This is a genomic window from Mycolicibacterium vinylchloridicum (assembly GCF_013404075.1).
GTDB lineage: Bacteria > Actinomycetota > Actinomycetes > Mycobacteriales > Mycobacteriaceae > Mycobacterium > Mycobacterium vinylchloridicum.
In genome coordinates, this window is the sequence record NZ_JACBJQ010000030.1 from 65,720 (window position 1) to 79,553 (window position 13,834).

Annotated in this window: 11 protein-coding genes, 1 tRNA gene and 1 other RNA gene; 5 read left to right on the forward strand and 8 right to left on the reverse strand. The window is 66.6% G+C overall.

Going from position 1 to position 13,834, the window contains the following annotated elements; all coding sequences use genetic code 11:
* Positions 1 to 7: 7 nt before the first annotated feature.
* The 4 genes from HPC46_RS22770 to ffs form a co-directional block, all read right to left on the reverse strand.
* Positions 8 to 370: a heme-binding protein gene (locus HPC46_RS22770; RefSeq protein WP_179474131.1), complete on the reverse strand. Its 363-nt coding sequence runs from the start codon at positions 368 to 370 to the stop codon at positions 8 to 10.
* 81 nt (positions 371 to 451) lie between these two features.
* The gene (locus HPC46_RS22775) at positions 452 to 2,311 is read right to left on the reverse strand and encodes a DNA polymerase III subunits gamma/tau (protein ID WP_179474133.1); all 1,860 of its coding nucleotides are present in this window, start codon (positions 2,309 to 2,311) and stop codon (positions 452 to 454) included.
* 9 nt (positions 2,312 to 2,320) lie between these two features.
* Positions 2,321 to 3,616 carry an aspartate aminotransferase type Ic gene (locus HPC46_RS22780; RefSeq protein ID WP_179474135.1) on the reverse strand — a complete coding sequence of 432 codons (1,296 nt, stop codon included), beginning with the start codon at positions 3,614 to 3,616 and terminating at the stop codon, positions 2,321 to 2,323.
* 13 nt (positions 3,617 to 3,629) lie between these two features.
* An RNA gene (gene ffs, locus HPC46_RS22785) (signal recognition particle sRNA small type) lies at positions 3,630 to 3,724 on the reverse strand.
* A 105-nt stretch (positions 3,725 to 3,829) separates the two neighbouring features.
* Here ffs and HPC46_RS22790 point away from each other — a divergent pair.
* The 3 genes from HPC46_RS22790 to HPC46_RS22800 all read left to right on the forward strand — a co-directional run bounded on the left by HPC46_RS22790 (position 3,830) and on the right by HPC46_RS22800 (position 5,839).
* Positions 3,830 to 3,915: transfer RNA gene (locus HPC46_RS22790), tRNA-Ser, on the forward strand.
* Between the two features lie 88 nt (positions 3,916 to 4,003).
* The gene (locus HPC46_RS22795) at positions 4,004 to 4,711 is read left to right on the forward strand and encodes a lipid uptake coordinator LucA (protein WP_179474137.1); all 708 of its coding nucleotides are present in this window, start codon (positions 4,004 to 4,006) and stop codon (positions 4,709 to 4,711) included.
* A 57-nt stretch (positions 4,712 to 4,768) separates the two neighbouring features.
* The gene (locus tag HPC46_RS22800) at positions 4,769 to 5,839 is read left to right on the forward strand and encodes an NAD(P)H-dependent amine dehydrogenase family protein (protein WP_179474139.1); all 1,071 of its coding nucleotides are present in this window, start codon (positions 4,769 to 4,771) and stop codon (positions 5,837 to 5,839) included.
* Here HPC46_RS22800 and HPC46_RS22805 read toward each other — a convergent pair.
* Both HPC46_RS22805 and HPC46_RS22810 read right to left on the reverse strand, forming a co-directional pair.
* Positions 5,836 to 6,078 carry a hypothetical protein gene (locus tag HPC46_RS22805; protein WP_179474141.1) on the reverse strand — a complete coding sequence of 81 codons (243 nt, stop codon included), beginning with the start codon at positions 6,076 to 6,078 and terminating at the stop codon, positions 5,836 to 5,838. The two genes, HPC46_RS22800 and HPC46_RS22805, sit on opposite strands and share 4 nt — an antisense overlap.
* A 137-nt stretch (positions 6,079 to 6,215) precedes the next feature.
* Positions 6,216 to 8,279 carry a CocE/NonD family hydrolase gene (locus tag HPC46_RS22810; RefSeq protein ID WP_179474143.1) on the reverse strand — a complete coding sequence of 688 codons (2,064 nt, stop codon included), beginning with the start codon at positions 8,277 to 8,279 and terminating at the stop codon, positions 6,216 to 6,218.
* Here HPC46_RS22810 and HPC46_RS22815 point away from each other — a divergent pair.
* Positions 8,263 to 8,745, forward strand: coding sequence for a hypothetical protein (locus HPC46_RS22815; RefSeq protein WP_179474145.1), 483 nt, complete (start codon positions 8,263 to 8,265; stop codon positions 8,743 to 8,745). The genes HPC46_RS22810 and HPC46_RS22815 overlap by 17 nt on opposite strands.
* Before the next feature lie 96 nt (positions 8,746 to 8,841).
* Here HPC46_RS22815 and HPC46_RS22820 read toward each other — a convergent pair whose 3' ends face one another.
* Both HPC46_RS22820 and HPC46_RS22825 read right to left on the reverse strand, forming a co-directional pair.
* Complete coding sequence (locus HPC46_RS22820; RefSeq protein WP_179474147.1) at positions 8,842 to 10,548, reverse strand: PecA family PE domain-processing aspartic protease; 1,707 nt, start codon at positions 10,546 to 10,548, stop codon at positions 8,842 to 8,844.
* Between the two features lie 110 nt (positions 10,549 to 10,658).
* Entirely contained in the window at positions 10,659 to 12,911 is a 2,253-nt protein-coding gene (locus tag HPC46_RS22825; protein WP_179474149.1) for a cadherin-like domain-containing protein, read from the reverse strand.
* A gap of 289 nt (positions 12,912 to 13,200) precedes the next feature.
* Here HPC46_RS22825 and HPC46_RS22830 point away from each other — a divergent pair, with 289 nt between their 5' ends.
* A complete protein-coding gene (locus tag HPC46_RS22830; RefSeq protein WP_179474151.1) occupies positions 13,201 to 13,686 on the forward strand; it encodes a hypothetical protein in 486 nt (161 codons plus the stop codon).
* The last annotated feature ends 148 nt before the right edge of the window (positions 13,687 to 13,834 follow it).

A 13,834-nucleotide genomic window follows, 5' to 3' on the forward strand; every position in this document is an offset into this window, starting at 1 on the left:
TTAGGAGCTACACCGCCGACCCGGGAAGCTGACCGCAGCGGTTCTTGATGTCCACCAACGGTTGTCGAATACCGGTGATGTCGGAGGCGGTTTGCGGATTGGCGGCCATGTAGGCCTTCACCCGCTGGAGGACCTGTGCGCGGGGAACACCGGCCATGCTGGTGAAGAAGGCGTTGACGTCCGGATGGGTGAACAGATACGCCGACGTCGCGGCCTGCACACCCATCCGCACGCCTTCCATGTCGGCTGCGGTGCAGTTCGGCGGTACATCGGGATCAGCTGCCGCAGAAGGAATCTGGCCCAGTAGTCCAAGGGCTATCCCGCCGCAGCCGACCAGCGCAGCCGCTAGCCGACGAGTGTCGATGGTCATTCGTCGACGGTAAAGGCGCAGTCCCACAAGCGCTTCCCGGCACAGCAAACCCACAGTGCACCACGAGATCGCGCACAGAACCTAGCCGTCGATCTTGCGGGCGCCCAGCTCGCTCTGCAACAGTTCAAGGGCCACTTCCTCTGGATCGCGGCGCGGAGCGGCGTCGTCGTCGCGGCCGACCTCGGCGATCATGCTGTCCTCTTCGGCCCGCTGAGCCTCGACCGGGTCGGCCGCGGGTTCGGGCGGCAGCGGCTCGGCCTCGGCCACCGGCTGACCGACGCCGACCTCGCAGCGCACCTTCCAGTTCACACCGAGTGCGTCCTTGAGGGCATCGCGAATGACATCGGCATTGCGCTGCTCACTCAGCCGCTTGGCCAGCGGCGCCGACTCGTGTCCGAGGACAAGGGTGTTGTTCTCGACCGCCCGCACGATGGCACCGGCGAGCATGACCTCGGTGGTACGGCTGCGCTGCTTGACCTTCTCCCGCACCGTCGACCACATGCTGCGCACGGCCGCCGCGCCCGGCTCGCCCGAGGCAGCCGCAGGCGGCGCGGCGGGCTCAGTTGCCGGCGGCGGCGCAACGGTCGGTTCAGGCTCCGGCGGCTTCGGCGCCTCGACCACCGGCTTGGGGGCCTCGACAACGGGTTTCGGCGCCTCGACCACCGGCTCCGGCTCAGCCTCAGGCGCGGGCGGCGCCGCCTGAACCTGCGTCTTGCGCACGTACTGCTTGGCCGGCGCAGCTGCCGGCGCACCGGAACTCATCGCGGCCTCGCCGGCGGGTATCGAGATGTCCATCCGGGTCTCGATGCGTTCGATGCGCTGCAGCAGCGCTGCCTCGGTGTCACTTGCCGACGGCAGCAGCAGCCGCGCGCACACGACCTCCAGCAGCAGTCGCGGCGCCGTCGCGCCGCGCATCTCCCCTAGGCCGGCGTGCACCACCTCGGCGTAGCGTGCCAGCGTCGCCGGGCCGATGCGCGCGGCCTGGTCGCGCATCCGGTCCAGAACATCGTCGGGAGCGTCGACGACGCCGCGGGTAGCCGCATCCGGAACTGCCTGCAGCACAATCAAATCCCGGAACCGCTCGAGCAGGTCGACGGCGAAGCGGCGCGGATCGTGTCCGGCGTCGATCACCGATTCCACCGCACCGAACAGCGCGGCCGCGTCGCCCGCGGCCAGCGAGTCAACGGCGTCGTCGATCAGCGCCACGTCCGTGGCACCCAACAGCGCAAGCGCGCGCTGATAGTGCACGCGGTTGCCCTCGGCTCCGGCCAGCAGCTGGTCGAGCACGCTCAGGGTGTCGCGGGGCGAACCGCCGCCGGCGCGAATGACCAGCGGGTACACCGCGTCGTCGATCTCGACGCTTTCCGACGCGACGATCTTCTCGATCAGGGCGCGCATGGTCTTCGGCGCCAGCAGCCGGAACGGGTAGTGGTGCGTACGCGACCGGATCGTCGGCAACACCTTCTCCGGCTCGGTGGTGGCGAACACGAAGATCAGGTGCTCGGGCGGCTCTTCGACGATCTTGAGCAGCGCATTGAAACCGGCCGTGGTGACCATGTGCGCTTCGTCGACGATGAAGATGCGGTAGCGCGATTGCGCGGGCGCGTAGAACGCCCGGTCGCGCAGTTCGCGGGTGTCGTCCACACCGCCGTGGCTGGCGGCGTCGAGTTCGACGACGTCGACGTTGCCCGGGCCGTTGGGAGCCAGCGCCACGCAGGAGTCGCACACCCCGCATGGCGTCGGTGTCGGTCCTTGCTCGCAGTTCAGCGACCGGGCGAGGATGCGGGCCGACGACGTCTTGCCGCAGCCGCGCGGACCGGAGAACAGGTACGCGTGATTGATCCGATGCGCCGACAGCGCGGTGGACAGCGGTTCGGTGACGTGCTCCTGGCCCACCACCTCGGCGAACGTTGCCGGCCGGTACTTGCGGTAGAGCGCCACGGGTGAAGGCTACCGACCGTCTGTGACAGCTGCGGACTCCAGTAGGGACTCAGTGGCCGCCAACAGCGCGCACGTGGCCAGGCCGTCGATCGCGTCCGTCAGATCCGATACCGGCGGGAACGTCGGCGCAATGCGAATGTTCTTGTCTTCCGGATCTTTTCGATACGGGAACGACGCGCCCGCCTCGGTGACCGCGATGCCGGCGTCCTTGGCCAGAGCCACGGTGCGCTTGGCCGTCCCGGGCAGAACGTCGAGGCTGATGAAGTAGCCGCCCTTGGGCTCGGTCCAGGAGGCGACCTTCGAGTCGGAGAGCCGCGTGTCGAGGATGTCCAGGGCGAGGGCGAACTTCGGCGCGAGCAGCTGCTGGTGGCGCAGCATGTGCAGCCGTACCCCGTCGGCGTCTTTGAAGAACATCAGGTGCCGCAGCTGGTTGACCTTGTCGGGGCCGATCGACTTCTTCCCCGCGTACTGCAGATACCAGGCGATGTTGCCCAGTGACCCACCGAAGAAGCTCACCCCGGCGCCGGCGAAGGTGATCTTCGAGGTCGAGGCGAAGACGTAGGGCCGGTGCGGATTGCCGGCCGCCTCAGCCAGGCCGAGGATGTCGACCTGCCGGGGGAAATCGTGCGTCAACGTGTGCACGGCGTAGGCGTTGTCCCAGAACAGCCGGAAATCCGGTGCGGCGGTGCGCATTTGGACCAGACGCCGGACGACCTCCCACGAGTAGGTGGTGCCGGTCGGGTTCGAGAACACCGGTACGCACCACATGCCCTTGATCGCGGGATCGGCGGCGACGAGCTCTTCGATGAGGTCGACGTCGGGGCCGTCCTCCAGCATCGGGATGCCGATCATCTCGATTCCGTAGGTCTCGGTGATCGCGAAGTGGCGGTCGTATCCCGGCGCCGGGCACAAAAATTTGACCGCCGGCTCCCGGCCCCACGGCCGCGGCGAGTCGACGCCACCGTGCAGCAGCGAGAACACGACGATGTCGTGCATCAACTCCAGGCTGGCGTTGTTGCCGGCGATCAGGTTGGGCACCGGGATGCCGAGCAGTTCGCTGAACACCGAGCGCAGGCCGGGCAGTCCGTGCAGGCCACCGTAGTTGCGGGTGTCGGTGCCTTCCTCGTCGCGAAACTGGTCGCCGGGCAGGCTCAACAGCGCGTTCGACAGGTCGAGCTGCTGCGCCGACGGCTTGCCGCGGGTGAGGTCCAAGGACAGCTTCTTGGCCTGCAGGTCGGCGTAGTTCTGCCGCTGCAATTCATGCTGGGCTCGCAACTCATCGGGGCCCAGGGACAAAAACGACACCGTGCGCCTTTCAAGAAGGGGACCCCGCGCACCCGCCAGAGCCCATTGACCCTTGCTGCCTTCCGGCCCTGGGGGAGTTCACAGGATAGACGCCGCGCGGGGTCCGTTGCGAGTGTAATACCCGCCGGCGGGCACCCTGCCGCGGAGGCGGCAAGACAAGGTGGGTCAGGCAGCCGGGGCGAGGCACTCCGCGAGTCGGCTACCATTGCCGACGGAGGATTCGCCTAGTGGCCTATGGCGCTCGCCTGGAACGCGGGTTGGGTTAACAGCCCTCAGGGGTTCAAATCCCCTATCCTCCGCACCTGTCCGAGGTGCGATCGGGGGGATCACAGCGCCTGGTCGCACCTCGGATTTCAGTGTTTTTAGAGATGTTGAGGTAGGAGGGGTATGCGCGCCGTCGTGACAGCAGCGCACCTCGCACTCTGGGTGCTGTCCGGCGTCCTGTACTTCCTGTTCGTCCTGCCCCGGTGGTGGGAATTGATGGGCGACACCTCACACACGCTGGGCACCGTGCTGCGCATCGCCGCCGGAGTGCTGATGGCCCTGGCCGCGCTGCCGGTGCTGCTCACGCTGCTGGCGAACCGCGAGCCCGAGAAGCACACCCCGCAACTGGCGCAGCGGCTGCGGGTGTGGTCGGTGATCTTGCACGTGCTGGCCGGTGTGCTGATCGTGGGCACCGCGGTTGCCGAGATCTGGGTGAGCCTTAACAAGGGCGGACCGTGGCTGTTCGGGATCTACGGCGCAGCCGCCGCGATCGCTGTCCTGGCGCTGCTGGCGTTCTACCTGGCGTACACCGCCGAGCTGCCGGCCAAGGCGCCGAAGCCCAAGAAACCGAAGAAATCGAAGAAGGCCGAAGCCGAAGACGCCACCATCGCAGAGACCCCGTCGGCAGACGAGGTCGACGAGACCGCGGCGGTCGATGAAGAACCGACCGTCGAGGACGAGCAACCCGCCGAGGTGTCGGCGGAGGCCGAGCCCGAATCCGAGCCCGAACCCCCGTCGTCCGGGGTACTGCTCAACAAGCGCCCAACCGGCAAGACGAACCATCGGCTGCGCCGGCGCAATCGCGGCAACGTCGCCGTCGACGACGAGTAAAAAGAAAGTTCACCTAAATACCTGTCTGGGCATCACGCGCAACCCTATGCTGAGCGAGTGCCCAACAATTCTCCCTATCGGGTCGTCCAGTGGACGACCGGCAACGTCGGTAAGAGCTCCGTCCAGGCGATCGCCACCAATCCCACCCTCGAACTCGTCGGCTGTTATGCCTGGTCAGCGGATAAAGCCGGCCGCGACGTCGGGGAACTGGTCGGCATCGAGCCGCTGGGAGTGACGGCCACCAACGACATCGACGCCCTGCTCGCGCTGAAGCCGGACTGCGTCGTCTACAACCCGATGTGGATCGACGTCGACGAATTGGTCCGGATCCTGTCTGCCGGCGTCAACGTGGTCGCCTCGGCGTCGTTCATCACCGGTCAGAACCTCGGCGAGGGCCGCGCCCGCATCGAGGAGGCCTGCAAGAGTGGCGGGTCGACGATGTTCGGCTCGGGCGTGAGCCCCGGCTTCGCCGAGCTGCTGGCGATCGTGGCCGCCACCGCCTGCGACCGCGTCGACAAGGTCACCATCGCCGAGTCGGCCGACACCACGCTGTACGACTCCCCCGAGACCGAGCGTCCCGTCGGTTTCGACATGGCGATCGACGATCCCGATCTGCAGCCGATGGCCGCCAAGGGCACCGCGGTGTTCGCCGAGGCCGTGCAGTTGGTCGCCGACTCACTCGGCGTCGAACTGGACGAGATCACGTGCGTGTCCGAATACGCGCAGACCACCGAGGATCTGCCGATGGCGTCGTGGACCATCAAGGCCGGTCGGGTGGCCGGCGTCTACGCCAGCTGGCAGGGCATCGCGAACGGCAAGACCGTCATCGACATCAACGTACGCTGGAAGAAGGGCCAGACATTGGAGCCCGACTGGCAGCTCGACGCCGACGGCTGGAAGATCACCATCGACGGACGCCCGACGGTCAACATGCAGGTCGGCTTCCTGCCGCCGATGGACATGATCGAGAACGCCAAATCGCTCGAAGACTTCTTCGTGCTCGGCCACATCATGACGGCCATGCCGCCGATCCACGCCATTCCCGCGGTGGTCGCCGCTCCGCCCGGAATCGCGACCTACAACGATCTGACCCTGCCCAAGGCCCGCGGCGTGGTGCCGTCGAGCTAGACGCAGGCGCTGCCGCTCAGATAACCGAACGGGCCGGTGGCCTGCACGCACGCCGACGGTTGCCCGAAGTAGAACGGGCCCCGCCAGTCCCGGGGTCCGTGGTCGTCGTCCCAATTCCAGTCGCCGTGGCCATGCCCGTGGCCGTTGCCGGGGTCGGCGTAGGCGATCCCGGCGCCGAGGCCGGCCATGCCGAGCCCCGCGGAAAGTGCCGCTGCTGCCGCGATCTTCGTCAGTGTCATCGTGCTGATTCCTTTACGACCTCAGGCGCCCCGACCCCGTCGCACACGTTTGCAACACGACGCACTTTAGTCGAATTCCCGCGCGCACCAACAACTTACGCGGCCGTCAACGCCTGGCCCGCCCGCACCGAAAGTTGCTACGGCTCCGGGGTGATGTTCGCCGGATTGGCCGTGGGCAGTGTCAGGTCGATATTGGAGATGTTGATGACGCCGAACGCGGTGAACCTCTCATATGCGCTAGCTGAACTGGTGATCTGGAGGGTCAGATCATCGCCCGGGTTGGCCACGTTGTAGACGATGTTCTCCATGTTGAACGTGACGCTGTGGCTGCGCCCGTCCAGGGTCACCGGCACCGGCGTCACCAGGTTGCCCACCACCAGGCCGGTCTGGTTGTCGACCAGCTGCGCGTAGACGAAGCGGCTGGTCCCCAGACCCTGGTAGTCGAAACTGATCGTCGGCGCGCCCAGATACTTGGTGCCGGCCACTGTCGGAACGGCGACGTTGATCGCATTGCTGGCTTTGGACGCCAAGCCGAGCGAGTACGGAATCGAGGCCTGTGGTGCCGGCCCGGAGCCCCCGATGATCGGGACGATACCCAGCGTGCCGCCCGAGGCCCCGGTCACCGCTTGGTCCGGCGTGCCGAACAACGCGCTGCCCGTCGTCGGGAGGTAATCGGACTCGAACCACGTTCCGTACTGATCGGTGAACTGGAAGTTGGGGATGTCCGGCATCCCGCTGGTGTTGCCGTCCTTGACGTAGTAGTCCAGCCAGGCGAACGTGGAGGCCAGGTTGGGATTGTCGTAGCCGTCGTTGGTCAGACACACGCCGTGGCCGCCGCAGAACCAGATCATCTTCACCGGGGTGTCGTACGGGTTGCCGAGGATGGTCTCGGCGTTGTCGATCGACTGTTGGAGGGTGAACAGGACGTCGACGGTGCCCTGGATCAGCAGCGCCGGGGCCTTCAACTGGTTCAGCAGCGAGGTGGGACCACTGCTGCTCAGCACCGCCTGCGCGGTCTGGCTCAGCAGGCCGATCAGGTCACCGGTGATGATGCCCAGATAGATCTGGTTGTTGATCCGGGCGTTCGACAACACCAGCGACAACAGCAGCAGCGAGGCGTAGGACGTCTTGAACGCACCGTCCGGGTAGAGCGAATTGTTCAGCGAATTCCACGAGATGCCGGGGACGATCGCGTCGATCCGCGGATCGGTGGCCGCACTGGTGAGCTGGATGCCACCCCCGTAAGAACCGCCGACCATTCCGACCCGGGGGTCGTTCGGGCCGTCGATCAGCGAATTATCCAGCCCGGCAACCCAATTCAAGATCGCTGAAACATCGCGGCCCTCGAAGAACGGGTTGTCGAGCTGCAACACGCCACCCGAGGCGAACTCGCCGCGCGGGTCCCAGCTGACCACGTTGTAGTTCTCCCGCAGCAGTGACACACCCGGGGTGAGTCCGCCGATGCCGTACTGCGTGTACGGGTCGGTCTGGCCGGGGGTGGCCAGGCCGGGGCCGTCGAGAATCGTTGGCGCCGTGTCGGATCCGGTGAGGCCGAGCTTCGGGAACCAGTTGACACTGATCAGTGTGCCGTCGAACGAAGACACCTTGTAGGTGTAGGCCACCGGGTCGGTGGCCGGCAGGACGTCCGTCGAGTTGAACGTGGCGATTTGTGAATACCCGATGATCGGTGCCAGCAGGTCACCGAGAACCGGGGTCTGATGCAGGACGACGATCACCTGTCCGGCGAGACCACCCAGAATCGGGATGCTCTCGAGGATCTGGTCGAACTGCGTCTGTTGGGCGACCAGGATCTTGAACTGCTCGTTCGTCGCTCCACTGAGCGCCGATTGGTTGGGCAGATAGCTGAAATTCCCTGGCACGTAGTTGGTGTCACCGGTCGCCGAGAAGGTGATCTTCCCGCCCAGGCTGGGACCACTGATCAGCGTGTACGTGAGACCAGACGCACCAGTGGCGCCGGTGGTTCCGTCGATGATGCCGTCGTTGATCACCAACACGGGGGCGATGGTGATCGGGTTGGCCAGCGCCGCCGCGTTCACCCTGCGCTGCGCTGCCGCGAAGGCCAGGGTGAGCGGCGAGTCAGCGGGTGCTGCCGGCAGGCCGCCGGTGAAGGGGTCCAGGGCACCGTGAAGCGCCGTGGTCAGCGCTGCCGAGATCGTCCCCGGCGTGGGCAGGGCGGGCAACCTGGGAGTCAGTGCGGCGACCGAAGTCACCGATGCGGCAGTTGAACTCGCTGGCGGCGATGCTGAATTGTTTGCCGCCGCTTCTGATGAACTGGTCGTCTGGGCGGACACCGAGGAGTCGGCGCGCGATGGTGCCGCCCCAGCCGTCGAGTGCTTGGATCCGGACTTGGCGCCGCCGGCGCCCACGGCCTTGCCCGACCCGGCGACGGCCGACCGTTTCGACGTCGCAGTCGTCTTACCCGACGAACTGGCCGTCGAAGAATTTCCGCTCGACGAGCTGGAATTCGAGCCTGCCGCCGACGATCCCGTCGACGTGTCGGCCCACGCGACGCCGTATCCCGTGGAAAACAGAGCTGCGCCGACCCCGAGGGCCACCGCCAATCCGCCAACCCGGCCCACAAAGCGCGAAGCACCCATGACTGTCAACCTCCCCGACCAACGGCAACTCTGCCTTTGCGGAGGGTAAACCCGTCGGTAGCTACGGGTTCGCGAAACGCCGAAACTGTCAGCTATCTATTTGCTGAACGAGCGGAATCATCGAGTCGCGTTGAGCGCCAAAGAATCAGGCGTAGTCGAAATCGGTCGAACCGATGCCGTCGGGCGCGGTGTAGTTGATGTAGACCGGGCCGTGCTGGAACGGCGCGTACCCGGTGTTGATCAGCCCGCTCGTGATCACCGTCGGCCGGTTCTGCGAGGTGACGATGTAGGAGTACAGCAGCACACCGTCGGGGGTGTACACCGAGATCCTGGTCCCGACCGGCACATAACTGGCGCCACCGATCTGTGAGGACAGGATGGTGCCGTACACACCGCCGGAGTCGATGATCGCACCCACCTGCGTCGGGGTTCCGTTGTTGATCTTCACGTTGAGGTAAGCATCAGGCGCGCCGGGCACCGACGTCCGGACCGGCAACGGGTTGGGCCCGAACACCATCACGCCCGCGATCCCGAGGAACAGGCCCTGATAGAGAAAAACGCCGTCGCTGAGCTCACCGGGCAGCGCGGTGGTCGGAATACTCGGCCCCGGGCCGGCGGCGTTGGCACCAATTCCGAGCACCCCGGATGCGCCACCGAGCTGGTGGAAGAAGGCCAGTGCTGTCGCCTCGTCGTCGGAGTCGACGATGTTCACGCTCGTGGGCCCCGAGACGATGCCGTTGCCGAAGTTCACCGTCGTCGTGTACGTCGTGTAGTCATAGCTCAGGCCGCCGCTGTAACCGCTCGACCCGGTGCCGGTCGGTGATCCCAGGGGTGCGGCGTCACCGACCGAGGCCATGGTGACCACCAAGCCCGACGAGCCGGTGTCGACGAGCACGGGTGTGCTCTGTCCGCCGTTGATCGAGATGTACACGATCGGCTCGGTGGTGGCCCGCATCACCACCGGAACCAGTGCGTACACCCGGCCGTTCAGCGCGGCCGTGCTGACCAGGTTCTGCACCGGCGTGATGCCGCCGGTTCCTTCGAAGGCGCCGACGAGCGGCAGGAACAGACCCGCGCTGGTCAGCGCGGTGGTGGCCAGCGTCGGGAGCAGCAGCGCGCCCAGCAGGCTCACGCCGGCCAGTTCGTGCACGAACGGAACCCCGGAGGTCCTGGCGTACAGCGATTGGGCGGGCGTGATCGCGGTTTCCCAGGTATCGAGGGACAACGCGGCCTGCGCGAGCAGCACCTGCGGGATGATCGCGACGATGCCGGCCGGAATGTTGCCGCTGCCCCAGGTCTGTTGCTGCAGCAGCGCCCGCGCATCGGCGATCTGCTGTTGGGCCAGGTTCACCGCGACACCGGCGACGATCGGCTCCGACGGCAGGTAGCCGTTCATGTTCGGCGACGGATCGGCCGCGGGCAAGGCCGCGGCCGTGGTGGTCTCGGCGGTCGTGGTGGTCTCGGTGGCCGCGGTGTGCAGGCGCGCCGAGTGACCGGTCGCCGCGGTCGTGGTCTCGGGTGCGCCGGTGTCGACGGCGGCGGCCACCGGGGTGTTGCTCGACGCGGCGGCCGGTGCTTTACGCGAGCCGGCCGTTGCACCCGACGAGGTGGCGACACCGCTGCGGGCGGAGTGGGCGGTCGTCTTCTTCGTTGTCGACGAGTTGCTGGACGCCGAGCTGCTGTCCGAGCTGCTCGACGAAGCCTTGGCCGAACCCGACCCGGCGCCGGTGTCGGCGGATGCGACGGCACATCCGCCGGCCAGCGCGGCACCGATGCCCAGCGTCACGGCGCCGGCGCCCAGCCATGCGTACGGCTGGCGGCGCCGGCGCCGCGCGCTGTCACTGTGCTTCATCGTGCTCCCTGTGCTCCGACCGCATCGCCCAGCTGAGATTTTCCTTAGAGCGAGTTTGCTGAGTGTTTACCACAGGAGGTCGCCGCGGCAATAGTGAACCCGCCCGGCAATCAGATGTGAATCTGCCAGCCGGTGGCCGGATCGACCAGGATGCCGGAGACGTCGACGACTTCGAACGCACTCATCGGCACAGTGTTGAGTTCGGCCTGGGCGGTGAGGTGCTCGGTTCCGGCCCAACCGTTGCTCATGGCGAGCAGCTTGGCGCCGTCCTGGCCCGGGGTGGTGGAGTCGTAGATCACGGCGCCGTGTTCCTGCAGCGCCCGCAGCACCACCTGGGTGGTGGCCGAGTATCCGGACATGTCGAAATCGGAACGCAGCCGCAGCACGCTGCCCATCGGCACGCCGTCCGGGTTGACGCCGGTCCCGTCGCCTCCACCGGCCGGCCAGGTGTAGCCGGTGCCCTTGTCTTTGGCGATGACGATGCCGAGCATGTGGTCGATGCTGCCGCGGGCCAGATCGTCGGGGCGCAGGATCATCGGCAGATACGGCAGGTGTGAGGCGTTCGCCCAGCCGATGGCCGGGTACAGCGGCGAGCTCATGTCGTAGTGCACCCCCGCTTCGGCGATCCACTTCGATCCGTACCGGGCGCGGTAGAGCGCGTTGCCAAGACCGTCGAGTGGGCTGTTGGCCGGCATCTCCACGCCGTTGGCGACGTTGTAGAGCTCCTGCGAGATGCACGTTCCCTCTTGGAACACCAACAGGTGGCGATCCCAGGCCGGTAACGACGGCATGCCCTCGACGATCGGCCGATTCGGTATCGCGTAGGGCCGGCTGTCGATGCTGGGCCCGCTGGTCGAGTAGCCGCGGTTGAAGACCACCTTCTCGGTGGGATGCGTCGCACCAACCACGTTGACCGGCATCCCGCCGGTGCTCTTCATCCACATGTTGCCCCAGTTGGCACCGAGAGTGGCACCCCGGCCCGCACCCAGCACGTCCAGCCAGGTGGCGGATTTCGGCTGCACTGGCAGTTCGCTGATATCGGCGTGGAAGATCGTGTCGGCCGGCATCAGGGTGCAGCCGCAGAACGTGGTGAGCCCGTTGGCGGCGATCGTGTTGCCGGGGCTGACGGTGATCGTGACCGCGACCTTGGTGGTGCCGCCGTGGCCGTCGTTCAGGGTCACCGAGAAGGTGTCGATCTTGTCCGCGGTCGGCCCGCTGAACACCGCGGCCTTGGCCCGCGCGGCGGTGGTCGGGGTGTAGGTGAAGGTGCCGTCGGCGTTCACCACGACCGAGCCCTTGGCCGTCGTGATCGAGCCCGCGAAGGTGATCCCGTCGCCGTCGGTGTCCGCGCCGACCACCGAGCCGGTGACCACGCCGGTGTTCACGTCACGCGGCCCGATAGCGGCCTTGCCGGTCGGCGCGGCGTTCTTCGGACCGATCGCCACGGTGACCGGGACGGTCAGGATTCCGCCGTGACCGTCGTCGACGGTGACGGTGAACGTGTCGGTCTTGTCGATGCCCGCGGCGGCGATGTGCCGGGCTTGCGGCGTGGGGGTGTAGGCGAACGCGCCGCCGCCGTTGATGGTGACGGTGCCGCCCTTGGCACTGACCGGGGTCACGCTGAAGAACAGCCGGTCTTTGTCCGCGTCGGAGCCGGTGACCTTGCCGTAGACAATGCCGGTGTTGGCGATGGGCGCGTTGGCTGAGGTCTTGGCGGTGGGCACGGCGTTCTTGGGCGAGATGGGCACGGTGACCGCGGTGGTGGCGCTCAGGCCGGCGGGATCGCGGACGACGATGTTCACCGTGTCCGACGTCAGGAGAGCGTCGGCGTTGCCGAGCGCCGCGTTGTGCCGGGCCTGCGCGGTCGGGGTGTAGGTGAAGACGCCCGCGGTCGTGATGGTCACCTTGCCCTTGCCTGACGTGCTGGCCCGGTAGGTGAGCTTGTCGCCGCCCGCGTCGTCGGCGACAACCGTGCCGGTGACGGCCCCGGTGGCCGGTGCCGGCGCGCTCAGCACGACGCTCTGGATCACCGGGGCTTGGTTGACGGCGGCGACCGCCGCTTCCGGACGTCGAGTGACCGCCAGCACCGTCCATGACAAGGGCGAGTCGGGCGGCGGTGTGGCCGGCTGCGGGATCCCGCGCGCTGACCTCGGTCGCGGTGCTGTCGAAAGCCGTTGACTGACAACGGATTTCTTGCCTGCAGGCTTGCTCGAGTGTCCGGTCGACTGATTGCGTCCCGAGGACGCCGATGAGTCCGACGGCGCCGCCGATGCCACTCCCTGGCTGGCGGTTGCGACGGCGGCTCCCAGTCCCAGCGCAAGCGCAAGACCGCCGATACGTCCCACATACGCTGCCGCAGCCATCGTTGCCCCTCCCCCAAGACGCGACCCAACGATAGCGGGAGAAGCAGACAGAACTTTGCCGAATCAGCGAAATGACGCCGCTAACAGGAGGCCTTCTGCTGTTAGCCGGTGGCCGCCCTTTTTGCGGTCGACGGCCCTGACCTGACGCCGACCATCGGCATCGGTTCCGGGGACCAAGGTCCCTGGGTCTCGCAACTAGCAGTTATTTGCGTCGATGACGGCAATTCTCGGCAAGGCCTCAGAAGTGCCAGCGCTCGGCGGGGCCGAGCCTCTCCTCGAAGGATCCAAGATGTCCAAGCATCGCAAGACACAACGCACGCCACGGATTTCGGCTCGCCGGTTCGCGGCCACCGGCGTAGGCGGAGCCGCAGTGGTCGGCGTCGCCGTGCTGCTGGCAGTCCCTCCAGGCGGCCCGACACACACGGTCGCCGCTCGCGACGTTCAGCTGACATCCTTCGGTTCGCCGCTGACCCCTCCACCCTTGGCTCCGACGACCAACTGGTGGCTATATGAACCCGGTAGTGGCCTCGTGGGAGCGGGCGTCAACCCGACTGCCGCGATGGCGAGAATCAGCAGCGCAGCCATTCCCTCCCTGCCCATCATCGGCTTTTTCATCGGCGACGGTGCCGATGCCTTGCCGGGATGTGTTGGCTCAGCCTGCAACGGCGGCAACGCCGGCATCTTGTTCGGTAACGGCGGGGACGGCTTCAACGGCGGCAGGGGCGGGAACGGGGGGGTCTTCTTCGGCGACGGTGGTAACGGCCGTCTCTTCTAAAACTCTGACGCTGCCGACGACACTCATTGTGTAAAACTCGATGGTCGTCCTATCACTAACAAAAAAACAACTATACAGTGTCCTATGCCATCTGTACACATCTTATATATACTTGCATCCACGTATCAATATTAACACTCATATCTCA